General features: G+C 59.1%; 20 protein-coding genes. 4 read left to right on the top strand and 16 right to left on the bottom strand.

Going from position 1 to position 22,395, the window contains the following annotated elements:
- Positions 1-89 precede the first annotated feature (89 nt).
- The 7 genes from N1037_03775 to N1037_03745 form a co-directional block, all read right to left on the bottom strand.
- Positions 90-1,565, bottom strand: coding sequence for a hypothetical protein (locus N1037_03775; GenBank protein ID UWS80157.1), 1,476 nt, complete (start codon positions 1,563-1,565; stop codon positions 90-92).
- Complete coding sequence (locus tag N1037_03770) at positions 1,553-2,701, bottom strand: SH3 domain-containing protein (protein ID UWS80156.1); 1,149 nt, start codon at positions 2,699-2,701, stop codon at positions 1,553-1,555. Before N1037_03770 ends, N1037_03775 begins: the two co-directional genes overlap by 13 nt.
- 524 nt (positions 2,702-3,225) lie before the next feature.
- Positions 3,226-3,384, bottom strand: a complete 159-nt coding sequence (ccoS, locus tag N1037_03765; GenBank protein UWS80155.1) for a cbb3-type cytochrome oxidase assembly protein CcoS — start codon at positions 3,382-3,384, stop codon at positions 3,226-3,228.
- A gap of 32 nt (positions 3,385-3,416) precedes the next feature.
- Positions 3,417-5,600 carry a heavy metal translocating P-type ATPase gene (locus N1037_03760; GenBank protein UWS80154.1) on the bottom strand — a complete coding sequence of 728 codons (2,184 nt, stop codon included), beginning with the start codon at positions 5,598-5,600 and terminating at the stop codon, positions 3,417-3,419.
- Between the two features lie 7 nt (positions 5,601-5,607).
- Positions 5,608-6,072, bottom strand: a complete 465-nt coding sequence (locus tag N1037_03755; GenBank protein ID UWS80153.1) for a FixH family protein — start codon at positions 6,070-6,072, stop codon at positions 5,608-5,610.
- Positions 6,073-6,074: 2 nt separating this feature from the next.
- Positions 6,075-7,520 carry a cytochrome c oxidase accessory protein CcoG gene (ccoG, locus tag N1037_03750; GenBank protein UWS80152.1) on the bottom strand — a complete coding sequence of 482 codons (1,446 nt, stop codon included), beginning with the start codon at positions 7,518-7,520 and terminating at the stop codon, positions 6,075-6,077.
- Between the two features lie 100 nt (positions 7,521-7,620).
- Positions 7,621-8,514, bottom strand: coding sequence for a LysR family transcriptional regulator (locus N1037_03745; protein ID UWS80151.1), 894 nt, complete (start codon positions 8,512-8,514; stop codon positions 7,621-7,623).
- Between the two features lie 100 nt (positions 8,515-8,614).
- On the opposite strand from N1037_03745, the gene N1037_03740 reads away from it, so the two are divergent.
- Positions 8,615-8,833, top strand: a complete 219-nt coding sequence (locus N1037_03740) for a hypothetical protein (protein ID UWS80150.1) — start codon at positions 8,615-8,617, stop codon at positions 8,831-8,833.
- A 437-nt stretch (positions 8,834-9,270) separates the two neighbouring features.
- Here the strand turns inward: N1037_03740 and ccoP are convergent, their stop codons facing one another.
- The 4 genes from ccoP to ccoN are packed head-to-tail and all read right to left on the bottom strand — an operon-like array spanning position 9,271 to position 12,715.
- Complete coding sequence (ccoP, locus tag N1037_03735; GenBank protein ID UWS80149.1) at positions 9,271-10,140, bottom strand: cytochrome-c oxidase, cbb3-type subunit III; 870 nt, start codon at positions 10,138-10,140, stop codon at positions 9,271-9,273.
- Complete coding sequence (locus tag N1037_03730; GenBank protein ID UWS80148.1) at positions 10,137-10,349, bottom strand: cbb3-type cytochrome c oxidase subunit 3; 213 nt, start codon at positions 10,347-10,349, stop codon at positions 10,137-10,139. The genes ccoP and N1037_03730 overlap by 4 nt, the downstream gene beginning before the upstream one ends.
- A gap of 12 nt (positions 10,350-10,361) precedes the next feature.
- Positions 10,362-11,090: a cytochrome-c oxidase, cbb3-type subunit II gene (gene ccoO / locus N1037_03725; protein ID UWS80147.1), complete on the bottom strand. Its 729-nt coding sequence runs from the start codon at positions 11,088-11,090 to the stop codon at positions 10,362-10,364.
- A 14-nt stretch (positions 11,091-11,104) separates the two neighbouring features.
- A complete protein-coding gene (gene ccoN / locus N1037_03720; GenBank protein UWS80146.1) occupies positions 11,105-12,715 on the bottom strand; it encodes a cytochrome-c oxidase, cbb3-type subunit I in 1,611 nt (536 codons plus the stop codon).
- 208 nt (positions 12,716-12,923) lie between these two features.
- Here ccoN and N1037_03715 point away from each other — a divergent pair, with 208 nt between their 5' ends.
- Positions 12,924-13,763, top strand: a complete 840-nt coding sequence (locus N1037_03715) for a universal stress protein (protein ID UWS80145.1) — start codon at positions 12,924-12,926, stop codon at positions 13,761-13,763.
- Positions 13,764-13,884: 121 nt separating this feature from the next.
- Here the strand turns inward: N1037_03715 and N1037_03710 are convergent, their stop codons facing one another.
- The gene (locus tag N1037_03710; protein ID UWS80144.1) at positions 13,885-15,219 is read right to left on the bottom strand and encodes an aminotransferase class I/II-fold pyridoxal phosphate-dependent enzyme; all 1,335 of its coding nucleotides are present in this window, start codon (positions 15,217-15,219) and stop codon (positions 13,885-13,887) included.
- 129 nt (positions 15,220-15,348) lie between these two features.
- Between N1037_03710 and N1037_03705 the strand changes: the two genes are divergently transcribed.
- Positions 15,349-16,221, top strand: coding sequence for a LysR family transcriptional regulator (locus tag N1037_03705; GenBank protein UWS80143.1), 873 nt, complete (start codon positions 15,349-15,351; stop codon positions 16,219-16,221).
- Between the two features lie 84 nt (positions 16,222-16,305).
- Here the strand turns inward: N1037_03705 and N1037_03700 are convergent, their stop codons facing one another.
- Positions 16,306-17,052: a Crp/Fnr family transcriptional regulator gene (locus tag N1037_03700; protein UWS81302.1), complete on the bottom strand. Its 747-nt coding sequence runs from the start codon at positions 17,050-17,052 to the stop codon at positions 16,306-16,308.
- Between the two features lie 55 nt (positions 17,053-17,107).
- Here N1037_03700 and N1037_03695 point away from each other — a divergent pair, with 55 nt between their 5' ends.
- Positions 17,108-18,502: a radical SAM protein gene (locus N1037_03695; GenBank protein UWS80142.1), complete on the top strand. Its 1,395-nt coding sequence runs from the start codon at positions 17,108-17,110 to the stop codon at positions 18,500-18,502.
- Between the two features lie 111 nt (positions 18,503-18,613).
- Here N1037_03695 and N1037_03690 read toward each other — a convergent pair whose 3' ends face one another.
- The 3 genes from N1037_03690 to N1037_03680 are packed head-to-tail and all read right to left on the bottom strand — an operon-like array spanning position 18,614 to position 22,390.
- Positions 18,614-20,194, bottom strand: a complete 1,581-nt coding sequence (locus N1037_03690; protein UWS80141.1) for an ABC transporter ATP-binding protein — start codon at positions 20,192-20,194, stop codon at positions 18,614-18,616.
- Positions 20,191-21,297, bottom strand: a complete 1,107-nt coding sequence (locus tag N1037_03685) for an ABC transporter permease (GenBank protein UWS80140.1) — start codon at positions 21,295-21,297, stop codon at positions 20,191-20,193. Before N1037_03685 ends, N1037_03690 begins: the two co-directional genes overlap by 4 nt.
- 4 nt (positions 21,298-21,301) lie before the next feature.
- On the bottom strand, positions 21,302-22,390 hold the full coding sequence (locus N1037_03680; GenBank protein ID UWS80139.1) for a microcin C ABC transporter permease YejB: 1,089 nt from the start codon (positions 22,388-22,390) through the stop codon (positions 21,302-21,304).
- Positions 22,391-22,395 lie beyond the last annotated feature (5 nt).

Genomic DNA, 22,395 nt, shown 5'->3' with positions numbered 1-22,395 from the left:
TATCAGGTCGCAAACAAAAGGCCCCTCCAAAGAGGGGCCTTTTGAGTGTTTAACAGTGCCCGCTTAGAGCCCGAATGGTCCTGGGGATACTAGTTTCGGCACAACACGAGGGCTGGGCAAATGCGCCCAGGAACATCCGAGATCTCTTTCCCCATGGTAACGCTGAGATCCGGCCCAACCGTGACATCGGCGTGATAGTATTCGGTCAGTTTCCCGGTCCTGGTGGAACTGCGACCGCAATGTCGACAGGTAACCGTCTTGGTAAATTTACGTGGTTCCCGTGTGGGAAGCGTCAGCACTATGCGCGGGTAAACCTCGTCTGGTGTCGCCACCTCTTTGACCGAAGCGGTGCGCCCTTCCAGAAAACATGAAATGTCCAGATGGGATACTTCGGCTTCCGAAACGGGATCATGCAGCGCAAGCGCGATGTTGCCATCGCGACAAGGTGTGTTCGACAAGGACGCCCGGTACAGTATCAGACCGGCAACAAGGATTTCGGAATCCGTCGAGAGCATTCGGATCGCATCGCCACTGTCACTGTCAACAATCCAATGCTCGCCGCGCAGTAGGGCCAGCCTGTATGCGCCATCGAACATGGGCTCGCGCCCCTGCGGCTGGCTGTCCGGATTTGTACCCTCGGCTCGGTAGCCACGCACAGCCGGCCCTGCCGCCCTCTGGATCAAATCGGCATCAGCGACAGCCTGTTCATAGGGGCCGTGATTATCACCAGCGCGAAGCTCTTCGGGCAAACTGGATAGCTTTATCAATACCTGTTCAAGCTTGCGTACTCGCTCTTCCCATACTTTGGAACTATCGATCGACCCGGAGTTCTCGGCCACAAAATAAGCGTCCGTCCAGCCACCAGAGATTCCGCTCGCATCGACGCCGTAGCTCCGCTGCAGACCATCAAGTACACGCTTGTAAGCAGTCCCTAGCACCCGATACTCTTCGCGTGCGCCGTAGAGCCGGACATAGTCTTCGTGCAAGTGATACAGGCTGATCGTCGCGTCCTCTAACACGACAGAAACCAGACTCAACCCATTTTGGACCGCTGTTTTTGCAGTGTTTTCTGAAACAAAAGCATCCTGGCCGTGAACCCGAAAAAGCCGCTCCCAATCCGGACTTCCCGGCACGTTAAACGACCATTGGCCGGGAGGCCCGGTCACTCCCACATCGGCAACGTGATCAAGCAGGCTTACCCCATCGCTGAACGTCATTCTAAGTTTCACATCGAGCAGCCGTGGATGTTGGCGCAGATCCACCGGGAGCTGCGTCAAATGCACGGGACGATAGGACCGCCCGCTTGGCGTCAATTGCGGTAGGGTCACTATTCCGATCGGATCCGCCCAAATAAAACGCACAGAAACCACAGGCTCTCCCATGAGAAGCCCAAGTCGGATCTCCGCCTTCCAATCGAAACTGAGCGTAGCCCCCTTTGTAGTGTCCCGATCGCCATCCAGGCGGGCGTTGCCATCAATCGCTTCCTCCACGACAGCTGCGGAGAAAGCGGGGCTCGAAAGGATGAGGAAAAGAGCGGCGGCCAGAATCCTGATCACTTCAGCCACTCCGCGATCATCGCCTGGCGCTCTTTACTCAGCTCCTGCCTGACGCCGGTGTCCACCGCGTCAAGGCTCTGCAAAGACAAGTTCTCCAGAGCCTCGCCTTGAGCTGTAGATGCGCGCTCAAGGTGCTCTCGGGACAGCGCTTTTAGGACATCGGGCGTTCCTGCCCCCACGAGCTCAAACCCCCGCGCTGCATTTACTTTGACAAACTCTTCGATGTTTGCGTTGCCGTGGAGGTTGCCGCCTCCACCATAGGCAATCAGCTCAATCGTTTTTTGCTCAGAGAGTTCACAGATCACCACGGGGCGCGACAGAGCATCGGCAGGCCAATCCGGCGTATAGACGCTATCGCGGCATTTCTGCCCATACCGCATTTCGCGGTGCTCTTCCCATTGGGCTCCGACGTCCTCATCAGGGACCATTCCCTGACTTTGCGACAAGGTTAAGTAGTCGTAACCGCGCGCCGGCTCCGCAACACCGGGTGGCCAATAGAGATGGCGCTCTTTTATGCCAAAGGAACCGGTGCCTCCTCCGCCGGAAAAATAGACAATTTCGTACTGACCGTCACCGTCGATGTCTTTCGCGAGCACATCGCGAACGCACCAATCGTCCGACGTCCAGCCGACACCCCCTTCGTCCGACTCGCGAAAGAGCGCAAGGCCGAACCCATTGGCGCAGAAAAAGGCAAAGTGGGTATCAAGCTCTGGAAGGTAGCCCTGCTCCCTTGGGGTGCCATAGCGCGTAATGAACTCTGCGAAATAGTCATTTGCGCCCGCGGAAAATGTCGCGGAAGACGCCTCGAGGTAACGGGCACTTGCCCAACCAGTGATCGATGGGTTGTCAGCCAGTGAAAGCCTGGCCCAACCTTCCCGGCGTGCCAAGATTTTTACCAGTGTCCCCTGATGCATCTTATGGATTACGGGGTTGGATGTGCTCGGCCCGCTGCGGAGATTCAATTGTTCAGTCACGACTTGCGCGGTTTTTCCCAGCTCTTGGGCGCGCACCATTGAAAAGCACCCTAAAGAAAGAATGAGCGTAACCAGTAAAACGGGAACCTTGCTAAAAAACACCAATTCCCTCAGGCGGGTACGCGTTTCATTGTCGTCGAGCAGCAATTTTTCTACCTCCAAATAACGCACTCAAAAATCAATTTCATCCACAGAACGCGCTAAATCCAGACCATGGGACCACGTACTGCAACGATCAGCGTAAGATTTTTAGCATTGGATGCAATGGATTCAAAATGCACACGGCGTCCTGAAGGGGCACGGGATTCAGAACGCACGCCCAATGAAGGGCGGTTGCAACAACCTGCTGTCAAAAAGGAAAACCTCCGTGCGCCTAATGTGAATCACAAGTATGGGACAGATCTGCCGAAAATCGCGCCGTGCGGCCTCGACCTTTGCCAAACGGAGCTTTCTGCGCTTGGCCCGCCCTCGAGCGAGGAGCAACATCGCCGCAGCAGTTTGGGTCGGCTTTAAAGTGAGCGACCCGCAAGGCCTTCGCTCTGGCACAAGTGTTTAGCCGCCCAGGCCCAACACTTGTGCCAGGGTTGGAAGCCGTCGTTGTTTCCCGTCTCACAGACCGCAGTTTTGTCCAGCATAGGAACCCTTGGGCCGTCCCAGCGGTTTTGCCGCCAGGTGTCTTTGTCTCAGAACAGTGCTCAGGGTTTGGGGTGATCGTCCCATTCTTCGCTGAGGATGCGGCGCGAGTCGCCTTCGGGGTCGTCATATTGGTTTGAGCGCACCGTGTAGACAAACGCCGCCAAAGCGCCGCCACCCAGCAGCAGCGAAATGGGGATGAGATAGGCAAGGACGCTCATGGCAAGGACACTTTTGTCGGGCGCGGCGCGGGTTACTTCAGGCGCAGCGCATTTAGGGATACGGTAATGGAAGAACTAGACATCGCCAGCGCCGCGATCAAGGGGGTGGCAAAACCAGCAATGGCCAGGGGCACCGCGATCACATTGTAGAGTGTGGCAATGCGGAAGTTTTCGCGGATGCGTTTGGTCGCCTTGCTGGCCACCACACAGGCCTCGGCGATGGGTTCCAGATCCTGCCCCAGCAGCACAATGTCAGAGGCCACGCGGGCGGCATCCAAGGCAGAGGCCGGCGAGATTGAGACATGCGCCGCCGTCAGCGCTGCGGTGTCATTCAGCCCGTCGCCCACCATCAGCACCTTGCGGCCCTGATCAGACAGGGCCTGGACCCGTGCGGCTTTGTCCTGCGGCAGCGCCTCGGCCAGCCATTTCTGGATGCCCAGACGATGGGCCAGATCCTCCACCGCAGCGGTGGTATCGCCAGAGATCAGCAGCACCTCTTTGCCCGCTGCATGCAGCTGCGCCACGGCCTCTGCTGCACCGGGGCGCAGGGCGTCGTGGAACAAAAAACCACGCGGGGCTGTGCCGTCGCCGGTGTCCAGCCAGGCCGCCGTTTGGCTGCCCTGATCGGCGCCCAGCCAGGCGGCGCGCCCCAGGCGCACTGTGCGGCCCTGATACTGGCCTTCGGTGCCAAATCCGGGGCGTTCCTGCAGCTCTGTGACCTCAGCAGGAGCAATGCCCGCAGCACGGGCCGCAGCGGTCAGGGACCGTGACAGGGGATGCGATGACCCCTCGGCCAGGGCCAGGGCAATTGCCAGCTCGGCGCGGCTAAAGGCGTCGAGGTTTTCCAGCTGCGGCGTGCCCGCAGTCAGGGTGCCGGTCTTGTCAAACACCACGGTATCCACCCCGGCCAGACGCTCCAGCGCGGTGGAGTGTTTGATCAACATGCCCTTCTTGAACAACCGCCCCGAGGCGGCGGTGGTCACTGCGGGCACCGCAAGACCCAGCGCACAGGGGCAGGTGATGATCAGCACCGCAGCGGCAATATTCAGCGCCATGCGCAGATCATAGGTGTAGAGATACCAGCCAATAAAGGCCAAGGCCGAGAGGATATGCACACCAGGGGCATAGAGCTTGGCGGCACTATCGGCCAGCGAGGTATAGCGCGAGCGACCAGATTCAGCGATGGCAACCAGATCCGCCATCCGGTGCAGCGAGGTATCTTCGCCCACCGCTTCGGCGCGGACCACCAGCGGGCCGGTCAGATTGACCTCCCCTGCAGAAACCTGGGTGCCCGGTTCGGCAAAGACAGGCAGGGTTTCACCCGTAAGCAGCGAGCGGTCCAGTTCGGACTGGCCGGTGGCGATGACCCCATCAACGGGCATCCGCCCCCCGGGGCGCACCAGGATAAGATCGCCAATGGCAAGCTCCGAGACCGCAACCTCAACCTCCCTGTTGCCTTCCTCCATGCGGATGGCGCGGGGCACTTCAAGCGCGGCGAGCTCCTCGGCGGCAGATCGCGCCACGGCACGGGTGCGATAGTCCAGATAGCGCCCGGCCAGCAAAAAGAAGGTCAGCGTCAGAGCCGCGTCAAAATAGGCATGTTCCCCCGACAGGCTGGTCTCCCACAGGGAGGTGATCAGCGCCAGCGCCAGTGCCAGAACAATCGGCACATCCATGTTGAGCCGCCCCACACGCAGGGCGCTCCAGGCATTAAAAAAGAAGGGCTTGCCAGCAAAGATCACCGCCGGAAAGGCAATTGCCGCCGAAATCCAGTGGAACATATCGCGGGTTGCATCCGATGCCCCGGACCAGACCGAGATCGACAAGAGCATTACATTCATCGAGGCAAAGCCGGCAACCGCCAGCCGCATCAGCAGATCCCGCCCGGCCCGGTCGCTTTGGGTGGCGGCAAGCGTCGCCAGATCCAGCTCATGCGCCTCAAATCCCAGACCTTCGAGCACCGGGATCAGATCATCTGCGCGCACCTCAGGGTCGGCTTCGATCAGGGCGCGTTTCAGGGTCAGATTGACCCGCGCTGAATGAATGCCGGGATGGGCGTTCAGCCCGCGCTCGACCTTGGAAATACAGGCCTGACAGTGGATTGTCGGCAGCGACAGCGCCAGACGCGCCTCTGTTGGGGCGGTGTCCACCGCCTCGCTTGGGGCGGCAACGCAGCCGGGGCATACGGCCATGGCAGGGCGCATCTGGGCAGTCATATCTGGTCTAGCCTCTTACGTGCAGGATCACCCGCTGGGTGAACTCAACGCCATTTTTGGCTCGTGCCACCATGCGGATGTTCCAGTTGCCCGGCCCCAGATCAGCCGGGGCCACATAGGCGGTCCCGTTGAATTTGAACTCTGGCTTCTGATCATCCTTCACATGGGTCGCCCGGCCCAGTATCGCGCTCAGCTTTGCCACCTCAACAGGGTTTCCCTCGGCGTCAGAAATCTCCAGCGTGACCTGGTTTTCCTGGGCTGAGGCATAGACCGACCAGCCAAGCGACTGCTGCGCATCGCGGCGCAGGTCGAATTCCTGGCTGGCCACATAGGAGTTCTTTACCTCCAGGCCGGGGAAGGTTTTGACCGCATTATAGGCCAGCGCCAGATTGACGCTGATGATCACCCCAAATGCGCCGCACAGGACCATCAGCATATGACGACCGGTAAATTCCCGCGTGCCCTTTGCCATGATCAGTTTCCTTTTCCGTTAAAGTTGGTGTCTTTATAGGCCCGCTCACCATTGGTGAGATCTTCGACCCAGATACGAACCGGCGTCGATTCCGCCTCCGAAGCCGCAGCGTCTTTGGGTGTCACGATATAGACCCTTTGAAGATAGGCGGTATCGGCCGGAACCTCAACCGAGGCATAGGGCGTGCCCTCAAGCTGCACCCGCATGGCCGGATCGCCTTTGAGCGACAGTTTGAACGGGCGCGGCTCCCCATGTTTGTTGCGCAGACGCACATCATAGGTGTTGCGCACAGAGCCATCCGACAGGGTGACAAAAGTGGGGTTACGCACCGGCGCCACGGTCAGATCGATATCAGAACGGATGAACAGGGCAAAAACCAGCGCCAGGCCCACAAATCCCCACATCGAGGTATACATGATGGTGCGCGGACGCAGGATGTGTTTCCAGATGTTTTTTGGCGGCTGGCCAGCGCGTTCATGGGCCTCATCCGACAGTGCCATATAGTCGATCAGACCACGTGGCTTGCCGATCTTGTCCATCACATCATCGCAGGCATCAATACAGAGCGCGCAGGTGATGCATTCCAGCTGCTGGCCATCGCGGATATCAATCCCCACAGGGCAAACATTGACGCAGGCCATACAGTCGATGCAGTCGCCTGCTGGCGGATCAGCGACCTCAGCCTGGCCCTTTTTCTTATGCAGCTTGCCGCGCGGCTCACCGCGCCAGTCGCGGTATCCCACCACCAGGGTGTCTTCGTCCATCATCGCGGCCTGAATACGGGGCCAGGGACAGGCGTAGATACAGATCTGTTCGCGGGCAATACCGCCAAAGAAGAAGGTCGTCGCAGTCAGCACCAGCATCGTGGTATAGGCAATGGGGTGAGCCTGACCAGTGACCAGATCCACCAACAGTGTTGGCGCATCGGCAAAATAGAACACCCAAGCACCACCGGTGGCCAGACCAATCAACATCCACACGGTCCATTTGGTCAGCCGCAAACGGGCTTTGCGGAAATCCATCTTCTTTTGCCGGTGCAGGCGCAGACGGGCGTTGCGATCGCCCTCGATCCATCGCTCCACCAGAATAAACAAATCGGTCCAGACCGTCTGCGGGCAGGCATAGCCGCACCAGACCCGCCCCAAAGCAGAGGTGAACAGGAACAGCCCCAGGCCCGCCATGATCAAGAGGCCGGCAACAAAGTAGAACTCATGGGGCCAGATTTCGATCCAGAAAAAGTAGAACCGCCGATTGGCCAGATCCAGCAGAACCGCCTGATCCGGCAGCGATGGTCCGCGATCCCAGCGAATCCAGGGAGTTATGTAGTAAATCCCCAAAGTGATCGCCAAAATGTACCATTTCAGGTTGCGGAATACGCCCGATACGCGCCGTGGAAAAACGGGTTCCCTGGCGGCGTAAAGGCTGGGGGCGGGATCGGAATCACTCACGGACTCACTCCACTGAATTTGTGTCTCTCTAGCTTGGTTCTTTCAAATCTCTACGTCTCGCTCTTTGACGTGGATCAAAAAGAGCATTGCACAAGCATCTTTATCTATCACGTTCTAGATCTTTGGCTTTTCGGTGTCGTCGCAGCCAGGAGACAAACCGCCGCGCCTGCACACGCTGCACGCCGGGGCGGGTGACGATGTGATAGCCACGCCCCTCGCTGCCGGTGAACAGCTCGACCAGACGACCGGCCTCCAGATCTTCGCTGACAAAGTCCCGCACGCTCACCGCGACCCCCTGCCCCTCGCGGACCGCCTGCATCAAAAGGTTGCCGGGCAATTTCAGACTGGCGCCGCGAATAACCTCGGCCACCCCACGTGAGCGCAGCCAATGCGCCGCCTCTGTGGTGCCCAGCTCTTCGAGCCAGGGCAGATCCAAAAGATCCTCCGGCGCCTGTACGGAGCGATCCTGCAAAAGACTGGGATTTGCCACCACCACCATGGGCGAACACAGCAGGATCTCAACCTCCAGCCCGGCCCAGTTGCCATCTCCGTAGCGCAAGGCGATATCGACGCCGCCGGGCTGCAGCGCGACAACTTCGCCGCGCGGATCAATCACCAGGTCAATTTCCGGGTGTTGCATGCGAAACTCTGCCAGACGCGGCATCAGCCAGTTGGCGGCAAACATCGGTGTGCAGCTGATATGTAAGGGACGCGCCGCACCCTGGGCGTTCAGATCCTGCACCGCCGACTGGATCGCCCCGAATCCCAACAGCACCGCCTGCGCCAGATGCTTGCCGTCCTCGGTCAGCTCCAGCGCCCGGCCACTGCGGTCCAGCAACGGCGTGCCCAGGTAGTCCTCCAGGCTGCGCAGCTGCTGGCTGATGGCAGCATGGCTCACATTCAACGCCGCCCCTGCTTTGGCAAGATTTCCATGTTCCGCATAGGCAGAAAAGGCCCGCAAGGCAGCAAGAGGGGGCAGGGAGAGCCAGTCCATATGTAATCCTGACTTACATAATTGAATTTTTCCTGAGTCGCATCTTGCGCCCTTTGCAGCGACAGTCAAAGGCAGAAACACCAGCACAGGAGATTTCAACATGCTGATCAATATCTACGCCCGCTCCATGATGACCGCAGCCCGCCAGCCCTGTGTGCTGGTTCGTGACATCCCACCAGCCACAGTCACCGCCGCTGAACCCGATACAAACGCCACCCCAGGTTGGTTTGCCAAGATGCTGCGCCTGTTCAAACTGCGGGCTACGAAAGCACGCCAGGCGCGACAGCCCCTGCGCTGCGTCGATCTGCAAAACCTGTAACCAAAGCGCCAAAGCGCTGCGGCTAGATATAAAATTCTGGGACAAATCAGCAGAGACTTATGGGCGTCGGTTTTCCAGGAAACGCGCGAACAGATCGAAAATCCGACGCCCAATCCCCACGACCTAGCACGTCAGGCAGTGGGAATTCTGTGCTGGCCCAGATCCTCTTCCCCCAAAGAACGTAAAAGGATCTGCCAGCCTATCTCTGTCTTTGGGTATTGGAGCAGCCTTTGGCCTGGCACGCCTTGACCCTAATCAAACTGGCAAAGAAATGACCGCAGCAGGTCAAGAAAATTGGGCTGACATAGGGGCTGATCTGACATCAGATTGGTTCCCGTGCCTGCGCCCGTGCCAATACAAATGCCCATGGCCTGAACAAAAAAAGGGCCACCCCGATGGGGCAGCCCTTTGTTTTGAGATGCGAAACAAAAGGTGGCTTATTCGCCGCCGCCCAATTGGTGCACATAAGACGCAACCGCACGGATCTGCGCCTCGGTGAGGCGGGTGTTCCAGGCCGGCATCACACCGTAACGGGCATTGTTAACGGTCTCGCTGATGGCGGCGTAGTCTCCACCATACAGCCAGATTGCATCCGCAAGGTTTGGCGCCCCCTGGCTGCGATCACCAGTGCCGTCGTCCATGTGGCAAGAGGCACAGTTGTCTTCAAAGACCACAGCACCGGCTTCCACTTTGGTGGCATCCTCTGCGTCACCGGACAAAGACATGACATAGTTTACAACCTGGTCGATCTCTTCTTTTTCCAGCAGCTCGTCACGACCAAAGGCAGGCATCTCGGAGTAGCGCGCATCGTCGCTGTCCTCGTTACGGATACCGTGGGAGATCGTCATATGGATGTCTTCGACGGAACCGCCCCAGAGCCAGTCATCGTCCAGCAGGTTGGGATAGCCTTTTGCGCCAGCGGCACCAGAGCCATGGCACTGTGCACACCAGGTCTTGAATACAGCGGAGCCCGAAGACACAGCGTAAGATCCAAGCTCGGCATCGCCCGCAATTGCTGTCAGCTCGGCGGCTTCCAGTTTGGCATTCATTGGCGCGTTGGCTTCTTCAACCGCTGCGATCTCATTTGCCACATCACCCCGTGTTGACCACCCGAGGATCCCTGCAGTGGCAGAGTTCACCATGGGCCAGGCCGGATACATGATGGTGTAGCCAATCGCCCAGACGATGGTGGCATAGAGGGTCCAGAGCCACCAACGGGGCATCGGGTTATCGAATTCTTCGATCCCATCCCAAGAGTGGCCAGTGGTGTTTGGGTCGTCGTCGTACTTTTTGACGGGTTTGCTCATGTCCTCGCCTCCTTGTCTGCGGCGGGTGTCGCCTCGCCCTCAACAGGGGCGGGGGCGTCTACGTGGCGAAAGGGAATGCTGGCTGTGTCTTCATAGACCTTGGAGCTGCCGGGCCGAAAGGCCCAAGCAACAATAGCCATAAAAAACACGAACAGAAACAACAACATCCAGCTGTCTGCAAATTCGCGCAGGAGCGTATAGATTTCCATCTGTTCCTCTCCTTAGCGGTTTGCGTCGGGTGTGAAGGTCGAGAAATCAACCAGCGTACCCATCATTTGCAGATAAGAGATCAGCGCGTCGGCCTCGGAAACACCGGGTTGACCGTCAAAGTTACTGACGCTGACGCTTTCACCATAGCGTTCCAGCAGCCCGTCATAGTCGCTGTCAGGGTCTGCCTGGGCCTTAAAGTCAGCCTGGGCACTTGCCAGCATGTCCTCTGAGTAGGGCGTGCCAAGCATAGCGTTCACCGCCATGACGTCACCGATGTATTTGCCATCGATCATCTTGCGCTCAAGGAAGCCATATTTCGGCATCACCGATTCCGGCACCACAGACTGCGGGTCACGCAGGTGGTCGACGTGCCATTCGTTCGAATAGCGGCCACCCACACGGGCCAGGTCAGGCCCGGTACGCTTGGACCCCCACTGGAACGGATGGTCGTACATCGATTCTGCCGCCAGCGAGTAGTGGCCATAGCGTTCGACCTCATCGCGCATCGGGCGGATCATCTGGCTGTGACAGACGTAGCAGCCTTCACGAATGTAGACTTCACGGCCCGCCAGTTCGAGAGGGGTGTAAGGGCGCATGCCCTCCACCTTCTCGATGGTGTTTTCCAGCCAGAACAGAGGAGCGATCTGAACCAAGCCACCAATAGACACAACCAGGAAACTGCAGATCAGCAACAGGGTCGCATTGGTCTCGAGGATTTTATGTTTGTCGAGAATTGCCATTTGCCATTCCCTCCTTATTCAGCCGGAACCGCGACAGTAAGGCTCGACTCTTTGGCCGGAGCTTTACGGACGGTCATCCACAGGTTGTAGCACATGACAAGCGCACCGGAGAGGAACATAACGCCACCCAGACCACGTACCACATACATCGGGAACTTCGCTGCCACGGTATCGGCAAAGGAGTTCACCAAGAAGCCATTGGCGTCAACTTCGCGCCACATCAAGCCTTCCATGATCCCGGTCACCCACATCGACGCGGCATAAAGAATGATGCCGATAGTGGCGAGCCAGAAGTGCCAGGACACCAGGCTGAGGCTGTACAGACGCTCACGCTTCCACAGAACCGGAACCAGGAAGTAGAGCGCACCAAAGGTGATCATCCCGTTCCAGCCCAGCGCACCAGAGTGCACGTGACCAATGGTCCAGTCAGTGTAGTGGCTCAGCGAGTTTACCGCGCGGATCGACATCATCGGACCTTCAAAGGTCGACATGCCGTAAAAGCCGATCGAGATAACCATCATCCGGATAACCGGGTCGGTCCGCAGCTTGTCCCAGGCGCCAGACAGCGTCATCAGACCGTTGATCATACCACCCCAGGACGGCATCCACAGCACGATCGAGAACACCATGCCAAGGGTCGAAGCCCAGTCCGGCAGAGCAGTGTAATGCAGGTGGTGAGGACCAGCCCAGATATAGAGGAAGATCAGCGCCCAGAAGTGGATGATCGACAGTTTATAGCTGAACACCGGACGTTCGGCCTGCTTTGGCACAAAGTAGTACATCATGCCGAGGAAGCCCGCCGTCAGGAAGAAGCCCACGGCATTGTGGCCATACCACCACTGCACCATGGCATCCTGCACACCGGACCAGACGATGACCGATTTGGATCCCCAGATGGACACAGGAATGGTCATGTTGTTGACCAGGTGCAGCATCGCAACGGTAACGATAAAGGCCAGGTAGAACCAGTTGGCAACATAGATATGTGGCTCTTTGCGTTTGATCACGGTGCCGAGGAAGACCGCCAGATAGGCCACCCAGACAATGGTCAACCACAGGTCAACATGCCATTCGGGCTCTGCGTATTCTTTCGACTGAGTGCTGCCAAACAGGTAGCCGGTTGCCGCCAGAACGATAAACAGCTGGTAGCCCCAGAACACGAACCAGGCGAGGTTGCCGCCCCAGAGGCGGGCGGCGCTGGTGCGCTGTACCACATAGAAAGAGGTCGCAATCAAAGCGTTGCCGCCAAAGGCAAAAATCACCGCCGAGGTATGCAGCGGACGCAGGCGGCCAAAGTTGGCAAAACCCTGGGCCCACTCAAAGTTCAGCGCTGGAAAGGCCAGCTGAAAAGCGATGAACGTCCCGACGAGAAACCCCACAACACCCCAAAAGGCTGTGGCAACCACGCCAGCGCGCACAACGCTGTCAAAATATTCATTTTGCAGGCTGCCAGCAGCCGGCTTTGCCTCGCCTGTACGGCGCAGCGTGTATAGAAAAAGACCACCAGCAACGAGCATGACGATTATCGCATGCACCTGGTAAGCCAGATCCCGCGCATAATTGGTCCCGATCATCGCAAAAAGCGTGACCAAACCAAGCGCTATCAGCTTGATATAATTAGACATATTGCGTCCCTTCACCATGTCCCCCGCGATTCTTAGCGTCGCGAAAAACCCATTTATTCCTCGAACTAGATGCAAAACATGCGCTCCGAGCGCATTGATCTGCATCAAGACACATACCAAACAACTGTGACAGACCAAGCAGAGTGCGGCTACACTAACAGGCGTTCTTGTTAGAGCTCTGAATTCTTTTTACCACATGAGGTGAAACATGACTTACAAGACCATTCTCACGGTCCTGACCTCGCAGGACACGGCCGAAACTCCTTTGTCACAGGCAGCCTCAATGGCCGGATCCTTTGACGGCCATACCGATGTTCTGTGCCTGGGCGTTGATCGCACCCAGACCGGGTATTATTATGCCGGCGCAAACGCCATGGTTCTGCAAGAAACCATGACCCGCGCCAAGGAAGACGCCACTGCGCTGCAGTCTTATGCAGATGAGTATCTGAAAAAAGCCGGCGTCCAGTTTTCAACCGATGCAGGTATTGCGCAAATTGCCGACATGGGACGTCACGTGGCGCGACTGGCACGGTTTTCTGATCTGGTGGTTCTGGGCCAGCCCTATGGCAAAGGCAAAGGTGTCGAAGCCGAACCAGTGGTCGAGGCCGCGCTTTTTGAGGGCCGCACGCCGGTTCTGGTTGTTCCTGACGATGCCAAGCCCGTCGGCCGGCCCAAAACCGTCCTGGTCGCCTGGAACGAAAGCATCGAGGCGATGACCTCCATTCGCAAGGCCATGCCGTTCCTCACCGCTGCCGACCTGGTGCGCATTGTGGTGATCGACCCGCCGCAGCACGGGCCAGAGCGCTCGGACCCCGGTGGTATGCTGGCGCAGATGCTGGCCCGCCAAGGGGTCAAATGTGAGATTGATGTGCTCAGCAAAACCATGCCGCGGGTCTCTGATATCCTGATCCGCCATGCCGCCGATACAGATGCCGGCATGATCGTGATGGGGGCCTATGGGCATTCCCGCTTCCGCGAGGCGATCCTGGGCGGAGCGACCCGCAACATGCTGGAAAATGCAACCGTGCCAATCTTCCTGGCCCACTGATCGCAGCTTGGGCTGATCCAGCTTGATCCTGAAAGTTTACCCCGCCCAGCTGCAACCAGCCGGGTGGGGTTTCTTATTTGACCGATTGGCAAACAGCCGACCAAAAAGATCTGTTTCCGCCTCAGTTGCGGACGTACTGCAGGCCCTGGAACCGCGCCCGCATCTGGGCGGTTTCTTGCGCCACCCTTTCGGGATCATTGCTGGTCAGCCCGGCGGCGATCAATCTGGCCAGCTCAGCAGCCTCCGCAGGGGTGACGCCCCGGCGCACCAGCTCAGGTGTGCCAATGCGCAGCCCGTTCATATCGCCCTCCACCGGATCAATCGGCAGGCCAATGCCGCAGGCCAGAAACCCGGCCCGGCGCAGTTTCTTTGAGGCCGCCTGGCCACCGCCAAACCACGCCGCCTCGATGGCAAATTGATGCGAGCTTGTCGCCTGCCCGCCCGCGGCCCCCTTTGGCTTAAACACCGGCATCCCCAGCGCTTCCAGTTCATCGGCCAGCGCCTGCGCCAGGGTGATCATCGCCTGGGCATAGGCCGGACCGTGGTCGACCCAGTCCAGCAGGCTCAGCGCCAAAGAGGCGGATTTTGCCGCGTCAAAATTGGCCGTCATACCGGGAAAGGCAATGGCATCTAGGCGTTCGGCGATCTCGGCGTCATTGCTGACAATCAATCCCCCCGCCGGACCGCCGAGGCTCTTGTAGGTGCTCATGGTCATCACATGCGCCCCCTCGCTCAGCGGGTTGGCCCAGGCCTGCCCGGCGATGATGCCGCACTGATGCGCCGCATCAAACAGCACCTTGGCCCCGACCTCATCCGCAATGGCGCGAATCTCACGTACCGGATGGGCAAAGAGGTTGAGACTGCCACCGATGGTGATCAGTTTGGGACGCTCCCGCAGCGCCAGGAGCCGCAGGGCCTCCAAATCCACCGTATAGCCATCGGCATTCACCGGCGCCGGGTGAGAAATCAAACCATAGAGCCCGGCACAGCCATCCGCATGATGGGTCACATGGCCCCCAATCGCAGCAGGCGGCGCGATGATGCAATCGCCGGGTTTGGTCAGCGCCATGAACCCATAGAGATTGGCCAGCGCGCCAGATGCCACCCGGATCTCGGCATATTTGGCGCCAAAGACCTGCGCCGCCAGCTCGGCGGCCATGACCTCGATTTCCTCGATGGCCTCCAGTCCCATTTCGTATTTGTCCCCCGGATAGCCCAGCGACGGCCGACTGCCCAGCCCGCGTGCCAGCACCGCCTCGGCGGCCGGGTTCATCACATTGGTCGCCGGGTTGAGGTTGAAACACTCCTCGTCGTGGATCGCGCTGTTGCGCTGTATCAGCGCCTCAATCCGATCCGCTGCCGCTGCCGGAGCCATGTCAGCTGTCGCCGCAGCAATCGTCTGAACCCGGGTTTCGCAACAGGCAGGCACCCAGGGGCGGCTGGCAAGATGGGGCATGGTAGAACTCCTATAGAGCTTGGCTTAGGGCCGATTTTCGATCGCAACTTTGACCCAGTTGATCCCGGGCCAAGCTTGCGCGCAAATCAGTTTTCTGAAAATCTAGGGTTAGAAAAAGTGAGTCTAACCATGGCCGTTTCGCCCCCCCGTCCAAAATCCTTTGCCATGACCGCCCTGCGCGCGTTTGAGGCCGCCGCCCGCTTGGGCGGGTTTTCAGCAGCGGCCACTGAGCTGGGCGTGACACCTGGTGCCATCTCCGCCCAGATCAAATCGCTGGAGGCAGAGCTTGGCGCGCCGCTGTTTCAACGCACCGCAAAGGGCGTGGTGCTAACGCCGCTTGGCGCCCAATCGCTGCCAGCCTTTGGTCAGGCCTTTGATCAGCTGGGGGAGGCCGTGCAACGGATGCGCGATGCTGCGGCGCCTCGGGTCGTCCATATCGCAACCCTGCCAGCCATCGCCCAGTTCTGGCTATCGCCGCGCCTGCCGCGCCTGCGCGCAGAAATGCCCGGCACCGAAATCTCCATCACCGCACTGGAGCAGCCGCCAAACCTCAAGCGGACCTCCTATGATCTCTGCCTGTTTTTTTCTGATACCGACGGCACGGTCCTAGCAGAGGATGTCATCTTTCCTGTCTGCGCCCCTGCCCTGGCAGAGCGGCTGGAATCCCCGTTGGATCTGCTGACGGTCCCCTGTCTCTATGACACCAGTTGGGAAGAGGACTGGGAGCATTGGCTGGCCCAGGCCGCCCAGCCACACCATATCGCGCCGCGTGGTCCGGTCTATTCGCTCTATGCCCTGGCGGTGGAAGAGGCGCTCAACGGAGCCGGGGTCTTGATCGGCCATGAGGCGCTTTTGGCCCCCTATCTGGCCAGGGGGCAGCTGGTGGCGCCCTTTCGACAAAAGGCCACCCTTGCACGGGCGCTGAGGCTGTGGAGCATGCCTGGGCGCAGCGCTGGCTCCGCCAGTCATCAGGTGTTCAGATGGCTGACACAGGCAGGATAAGCGCTGCCACACCCAGCCTAAGCCCTCTCAAATACTGGCATGAACCGCGGTAAAATTTCGATAATTCCGGGGCTTATCAGCGCCCTAGCTCATAAATCCGCCATCGCTGTCGTCGCCCGCTTCTTCGAACAGCCGCCCCATATCAGGCACGGATACCCGGCGCTTACCCTCCAGCGAAATCACCCCGTCCCGTTTCAACGCCGACATCTGGCGGCTGACGGTCTCCAGTGTGAGGCCAAGATAATCCGCCATGGCTTCGCGGGTGAGTGGCAGATCAAAGGTCATGGAATTGACCGCCCCACGCGGCGTCAGCGAGGCATCGCGCCGGGCAATGATGGTCAGCAGGCTGGCAATTTTTTCCCGCGCAGTCTTGCGCCCCAGAACCAACATCCACTCGCGGGCGGCATCCAGTTCATCCAGGGTCATCTCCAGCAGGCGGTGGGCAATATGCGGCGTTTGCGCCATCAGCTCTTCAAAGGGCTTTTTGCGGAAACAGCACATCACCATATCGGTGGTCGCAACCACATTATAGGCCGCGCCATCGCGCCCCGGGCGACCGACAAAATCGCTTGGCAACAACAGGCCAACCATCTGCGTGCGGCCATCCTCCATCGTCTGCGTCAGCGTCGCGATACCCGAAACCACAGACCCGACAAAGTTCATCACATCGCCGGACCAGATAATGGGCTGCCCCGCTTCGTAGCTGCGATAGTATTTGATGGCATCCAACGCCTCCAGCTCGTCGGACTCGCAGCGCGCGCAAACAGCACGGTGGCGGATGGGACAATCAGCGCAGCTGATATGGGAAATGGTTGGGGCGTTCATGGGCAGTCCCGTTTGATCCAGGTCAAAGTTCGTTCGTGCGAATACTGGCTAGGATAATGATATGTGTCAGAAATCACAATTGGCGAAGCTCGGTTTATTCGATGCCAAAGTGCCGCGCTATACCAGTTACCCGACGGTGCCGCATTTTGCGCCGCACATTGGGGCGGCGCATTTCCAATCCTGGTTGGCGCAAATTCCAGCAGGAAGCCAGATCTCCCTTTATGTGCACGTCCCCTTTTGCCGCAGCCTCTGCTGGTTTTGCATGTGCCGCACCCAGGGGACCAGATCTGATGCCCCTATCGTTGCCTATGTTGCGGCGTTGAAACAGGAAATCTCGTTACTCAAATCCCATTTGCCCAAGGATGTCTCCCTGTCGCGGATCCATTGGGGCGGCGGCACGCCGACCATTTTGCCCCCAGACATGATTCGCGATCTCGCTGCTGCGCTGCTGGATATGGCGCCGCTTGCTGCGGGCGCAGAGTTCTCGGTTGAGATCGATCCAAACGAATTCGACCAAGCCCGTTGCCAGGCCTTGATTGACGCTGGCCTCACGCGCGCCTCGATTGGAGTGCAGGGATTCGACGACACAACCCAGCAGGCCATTGGCCGCAGTTTAACCTTTGACAGGGTGGCTCAGGTGGTTGCCATGCTGCGCCAGGGCGGTGTGCAGGATCTGAGCACCGATCTGCTTTTTGGCCTGCCGCACCAGACGCTTGCCCAGATCCGTCACAGCACCCGCCAATTGCTGTCGCTGACACCGGACCGGGTGGCGCTTTATGGCTACAAACATCTCCCCGCGATGGTCCGCCGCCAGACGATGATCCCGTCGGAAACCCTGCCCAAACCAGAGGACCGTCTGGAGCTGTTCAGCGCCGCCAGGGCCATCTGCCTGCAACAGGGCTACCAGCAGATCGGTCTCGACAGTTTTGCCCGCCCCGGCGACAGCCTGAGTGCTGCCCGCGCGACTCAGAGCCTCAAACGGGGGTTCCAAGGCTATAGCGACGATCCGGCAGAGGTTCTGATTGGCCTCGGCGCCTCGGCCATTTCGCGCTTCCCCCAGGGGTATGCGCAAAACGCCCCCAGTACCGCGCGATACATGGCTACTGTCCAGGGCGGGAGCAAAGGCGGGCGTTTTGCCGCCGCGCGCGGCCATGCCTTTGAGGGCGAAGACCAGCTGCGCGAGCATATCATCAAGGCGCTGCTCTGCGGGTTTTCGATTCCCAGCGACCAAATCCTGCGCCATTTCCCGGATCAGAAAGCACGGTTTGACACCCTGGTCAGCCAGGCCTGTGCTGCCTTTCCCGGTATTCTGGTGCAAACCTCAAATGGCGCTGTCGTGACAGAAAGCGCCCGCGCCATAACCCGGGTTGTTGCACGCCATTTCGACACCTATGAGGCCGCAGGCGCCGACAACCTCCCGATCACAGCGCCAGACACGCGGGCCTCCTCGGCCTGAGCCCCCCCCCTGGCCAGATAGAGCTGCAGCGCCGCGACAGCGGCGCCACCCCCAAGGGTGTGCCTTTGCCTTTGGCAAATGCTAAGCGGGCGGGAGCCCCCCCTTTGTGGCCTATCGGGCGGCGGCCAGCAGCTCGCGGGTGTAGGCCTCTTTTGGGTGTTCAAACAGCGCCTCGGCGGCGCCGGCCTCCACGATATCGCCCTGTTTCATCACCACCACCTGATGCGACATCGCCCGCACCACATTCAGGTCATGGCTGATGAACAGATAGGCCAGCCCATAGCGCTTTTGCAGATCCCGCAGCAGCTCGACGATCTGCACCTGCACCGTCATATCCAGCGCCGAGGTCGGCTCATCCAGCACCACCAGTTTGGGCCGCAGCACCATGGCCCGGGCAATGGCGATGCGCTGACGCTGGCCACCGGAGAACTCATGCGGGTAGCGATCCATCGTCGCCGGGTCCAGACCGACCTCGACCATCACCTCCGCCACCAGTTCGCGCGGGGCGCGGTGCTGGTCGACCCGGTGAATGGCCAGCCCTTCGGCAATGATCTGGGCGCAGGTCATCCGCGGGCTGAGCGAGCCAAAGGGATCCTGAAACACGATCTGCATATCCTTGCGCAGGCTGCGCAGCTCCCCCGTGGACCACTGCCGCAGATCGTCGCCGCAAAACCGCACTTCGCCCTCAGATGCAATCAAGCGCATGATCGCCAGCGCCATGGTGGTCTTGCCAGAGCCGCTTTCGCCGACAATGCCCAGAGTTTCGCCTGCCCGCACGGAAATCGAGGTCGGATTGACCGCCTTCACATGGCCGACGGTGCGTTTCAACAGCCCCTTCTGGATCGGAAACCAGACTTTCAAATCCCGGGTTCGGATCATCTCCGGCGCGTCAGCCGCCACTGGCTCCGGGATGCCAGAAGGCTCTGCCGCCAGCAGTTTTTGCGTATAGGCATGTTGCGGATTATCAAAAACCGCCGCTGCCGGACCTTCCTCGACAATCTCGCCGCCCTTCATCACGCAGACCCGATCAGCGATGCGGCGCACCACGTTCAGATCATGGGTGATGAACAACAGCCCCATGCCCTCAGATTTCTTCAGCTCTGCCAGCAGCTCGAGAATCTGCGCCTGGATGGTCACATCCAGCGCCGTTGTGGGTTCATCCGCAATCAGCACCTCTGGCTTATTGGCCAGGGCCATGGCGATCATCACCCGCTGGCGCTGACCACCAGACAGCTCGTGGGGGTAGGCGCTCAGGCGGCTTTCGGCGTCGCGAATGCCAACCTTCTGCATCAGTTCCAAAATGCGCCCCCGCGCCGCCTGCCCCTGCAATCCCTGATGCAGCGCCAGCGATTCCGCCAGCTGCTTTTCGATGGTGTGCAGCGGGTTGAGCGAGGTCATCGGCTCCTGAAAGATAAAGCTGATGTCATTGCCACGCACCTGCATCAGGTGCTTTTCCGAAGCGCCGACCATTTCAACCCCGTCATAGGTAACCGAGCCCTCCACAATGGCGCTGTCGCCCAGCAGTGACACGGTGGACAGCGCCGAGACGGATTTGCCAGAGCCGGACTCGCCCACCAGGGCCACGGTCTCACCACGTGCAACCGAAAACGAGACACCTTTAACGGCTTCGGAGATCTTGCCATCCTGACGGAACGACACACGCAGATCGCGGACCTCTAGTACGGCACTCATGAAAAGGTCTTTCTTGGATCAAAGGCGTCGCGGATACCTTCAAAGATAAAAATCAGCAGCGACAGCATCAGAGCAAAGGTGACAAAGGCGGTGAAGGCCAGCCAGGGCGCCTCAAGGTTTTGTTTTGCCTGCAATGTCAGCTCCCCCAATGAGGGCGCCGAGGACGGCAGGCCAAAGCCGAGAAAATCCAGGCTCGCCAAGCCGCCAATGGTGCCGGTGATGATAAAGGGCAGCATGGTCAGGGTCGCCACCATGGCATTGGGCAGCATGTGGCGCAGCATGATGGTCATATTGCCCACTCCCAGGGCCTTGGCCGCGCGGACATATTCCAGATTGCGCGCCCGCAGGAATTCCGCCCGCACCACGCCCACCAGCGAGGTCCAGCTGAACAGGATCATCAGCCCCACCAAGAGCCAGAAACTGCGGCCTAAGATGGCAAACATGATGATGATGACATAGAGCGAATTCACCGAGCCCCAGACCTCGATCACCCGCTGGAACACCAGATCCAGCCAGCCGCCAAAATAGCCCTGCACCGCACCGGCAAGAATACCAATCACCGTGGCCGCGCCCGTCACCATCAGGGTAAAGACAATCGACAACCGAAAGCCATGAATGACCCGCGCCAGCACATCACGTTTGGCGTCATCTGTGCCCAGAAGGTTTTGCCCATTGGGTGGCAGTGGTGCAGCCCCAGGGCGGTCCACATTGGTTTTGTAGGAATAGGGAATAAGCGGCCAAATCGTCCAGCCCTTGTAGAACCCTTCAGCCGCGTAGCTGCCGGCCGCGATCTCTTCGATGACCGCCTCCGGCTCGTCAAAGCAATCCTCAACCCCGCCGGATTGGATCAGGCATTCCACCTCAGAATCGCGATAGCTTGCCTCAGTTTTGAAATCACCGCCAAAACTGGTTTCGGGGTAAAACTTGAAGATTGGCGTATAGAGCTCGCCGCGATAGCTCACCAGGATGGGTTTGTCATTGGCCAGGAACTCAGCAAAGAGCGACAGGCCAAAAAGCACCGCAAAAATCCACAGGGACCAATAGGCGCGTTTGTTGCGGCGGAAGGTGTTCCAACGACGTTGATTAAGCGGGGAGAGTGCCATTGTCTCAGCCCTCCCGCTTTTCAAAGTCAATGCGGGGATCAACCAGCACATACATCAGATCGGAGATGATCCCGACCACCAGGGACATCAGACCAAAGATATACATGGAGCCAAACATCACCGGGTAATCCCGCGCCACCGCGGCCTCAAACCCCAGGCGGCCCAGACCATCCAGCGAGAAAATTGTCTCAATGATCAGGCTGCCGGAAAAGAATATGCTGATGAACACCGCCGGGAAACCGGCAATCACAATCAGCATGGCATTGCGGAACACATGGCCATAGAGCACCCGGTTCTCAGACAGCCCCTTGGCCCGTGCGGTGATGACATATTGTTTTTTGATCTCATCCAAAAAGGAGTTCTTGGTCAAAAGCGTCAAGGTGGCAAAGGAGGCAATGGTTGAGGCAATCACCGGCAGCGCGATGTGCCAGGCGTAATCGTAGATCTTGCCAAACAGGCTGAGGCTTTCCCAGTTGTCAGAGGTCAGGCCGCGCAGGGGAAAGATCTGCCAGTAGGAGCCACCCGCGAACAGAACCAGCAGCATGATTGCAAACAGAAATCCAGGGATGGCATAGGCAGCGATGATGATGCCGCTGGTCCAGGTATCAAAACGCGAGCCATCGCGCAGCGCCTTGCGAATCCCTAGGGGGATCGAAATCAAATAGGCAATCAGTGTCGACCACAGCCCCAGAGAAATCGACACCGGCATCTTTTCCAACACCAGCTCTGTCACGTCGATCTTGCGAAAATAGCTCTCACCAAAGTCAAACCGCATGTAGTTGACCAGCATCAGGCCAAACCGCTCCAGCGGTGGCTTGTCCAGGCCAAACTGCTCTTTCAGCTCCTCGATGAGTTCGGGCGGCAGGCCCTGACGGCCTGCGTAGCTGTCATTGGCTTCGATCACCGATGATCCACCAGAGTCCCCGCCGCCACCGGCAAAGCCCTCAAACACATCACCGCCGCCCTGCAGCTGCGCGATCACCTGTTCCACCGGACCGCCGGGGACAAATTGCACCAGAGTAAAGTTCACCACCATGATGCCAAACAGGGTTGGGATCACCAGCAGTAAACGTCTAAGGATATAGGCTGCCATGTCGC

The organism is Phaeobacter sp. G2 (assembly GCA_025163595.1).
Lineage (GTDB): Bacteria > Pseudomonadota > Alphaproteobacteria > Rhodobacterales > Rhodobacteraceae > Pseudophaeobacter.
The sequence above is the reverse complement of the archived record's forward strand: the minus strand, read 5'-3'. Positions and strand labels throughout refer to the sequence as shown.

Excerpts from the sequence above, each read along its gene's own strand:
- N1037_03690 (UWS80141.1), bottom strand. The coding sequence starts at position 20,194 with ATGAGTGCCGTACTAGAGGTCCGCGATCTGCGTGTGTCGTTCCGTCAG.
- ccoP (UWS80149.1), bottom strand. The coding sequence starts at position 10,140 with ATGAGCAAACCCGTCAAAAAGTACGACGACGACCCAAACACCACTGGC.
- ccoN (UWS80146.1), bottom strand. The coding sequence starts at position 12,715 with ATGTCTAATTATATCAAGCTGATAGCGCTTGGTTTGGTCACGCTTTTT.
- N1037_03745 (UWS80151.1), bottom strand. The coding sequence starts at position 8,514 with ATGGACTGGCTCTCCCTGCCCCCTCTTGCTGCCTTGCGGGCCTTTTCT.
- N1037_03755 (UWS80153.1), bottom strand. The coding sequence starts at position 6,072 with ATGGCAAAGGGCACGCGGGAATTTACCGGTCGTCATATGCTGATGGTC.
- N1037_03730 (UWS80148.1), bottom strand. The coding sequence starts at position 10,349 with ATGGAAATCTATACGCTCCTGCGCGAATTTGCAGACAGCTGGATGTTG.
- N1037_03710 (UWS80144.1), bottom strand. The coding sequence starts at position 15,219 with ATGCCCCATCTTGCCAGCCGCCCCTGGGTGCCTGCCTGTTGCGAAACC.
- N1037_03695 (UWS80142.1), top strand. The coding sequence starts at position 17,108 with ATGTGTCAGAAATCACAATTGGCGAAGCTCGGTTTATTCGATGCCAAA.
- N1037_03705 (UWS80143.1), top strand. The coding sequence starts at position 15,349 with ATGGCCGTTTCGCCCCCCCGTCCAAAATCCTTTGCCATGACCGCCCTG.
- ccoO (UWS80147.1), bottom strand. The coding sequence starts at position 11,090 with ATGGCAATTCTCGACAAACATAAAATCCTCGAGACCAATGCGACCCTG.
- N1037_03715 (UWS80145.1), top strand. The coding sequence starts at position 12,924 with ATGACTTACAAGACCATTCTCACGGTCCTGACCTCGCAGGACACGGCC.
- N1037_03680 (UWS80139.1), bottom strand. The coding sequence starts at position 22,390 with ATGGCAGCCTATATCCTTAGACGTTTACTGCTGGTGATCCCAACCCTG.
- ccoS (UWS80155.1), bottom strand. The coding sequence starts at position 3,384 with ATGAGCGTCCTTGCCTATCTCATCCCCATTTCGCTGCTGCTGGGTGGC.
- N1037_03685 (UWS80140.1), bottom strand. The coding sequence starts at position 21,297 with ATGGCACTCTCCCCGCTTAATCAACGTCGTTGGAACACCTTCCGCCGC.
- N1037_03760 (UWS80154.1), bottom strand. The coding sequence starts at position 5,600 with ATGACTGCCCAGATGCGCCCTGCCATGGCCGTATGCCCCGGCTGCGTT.
- N1037_03740 (UWS80150.1), top strand. The coding sequence starts at position 8,615 with ATGCTGATCAATATCTACGCCCGCTCCATGATGACCGCAGCCCGCCAG.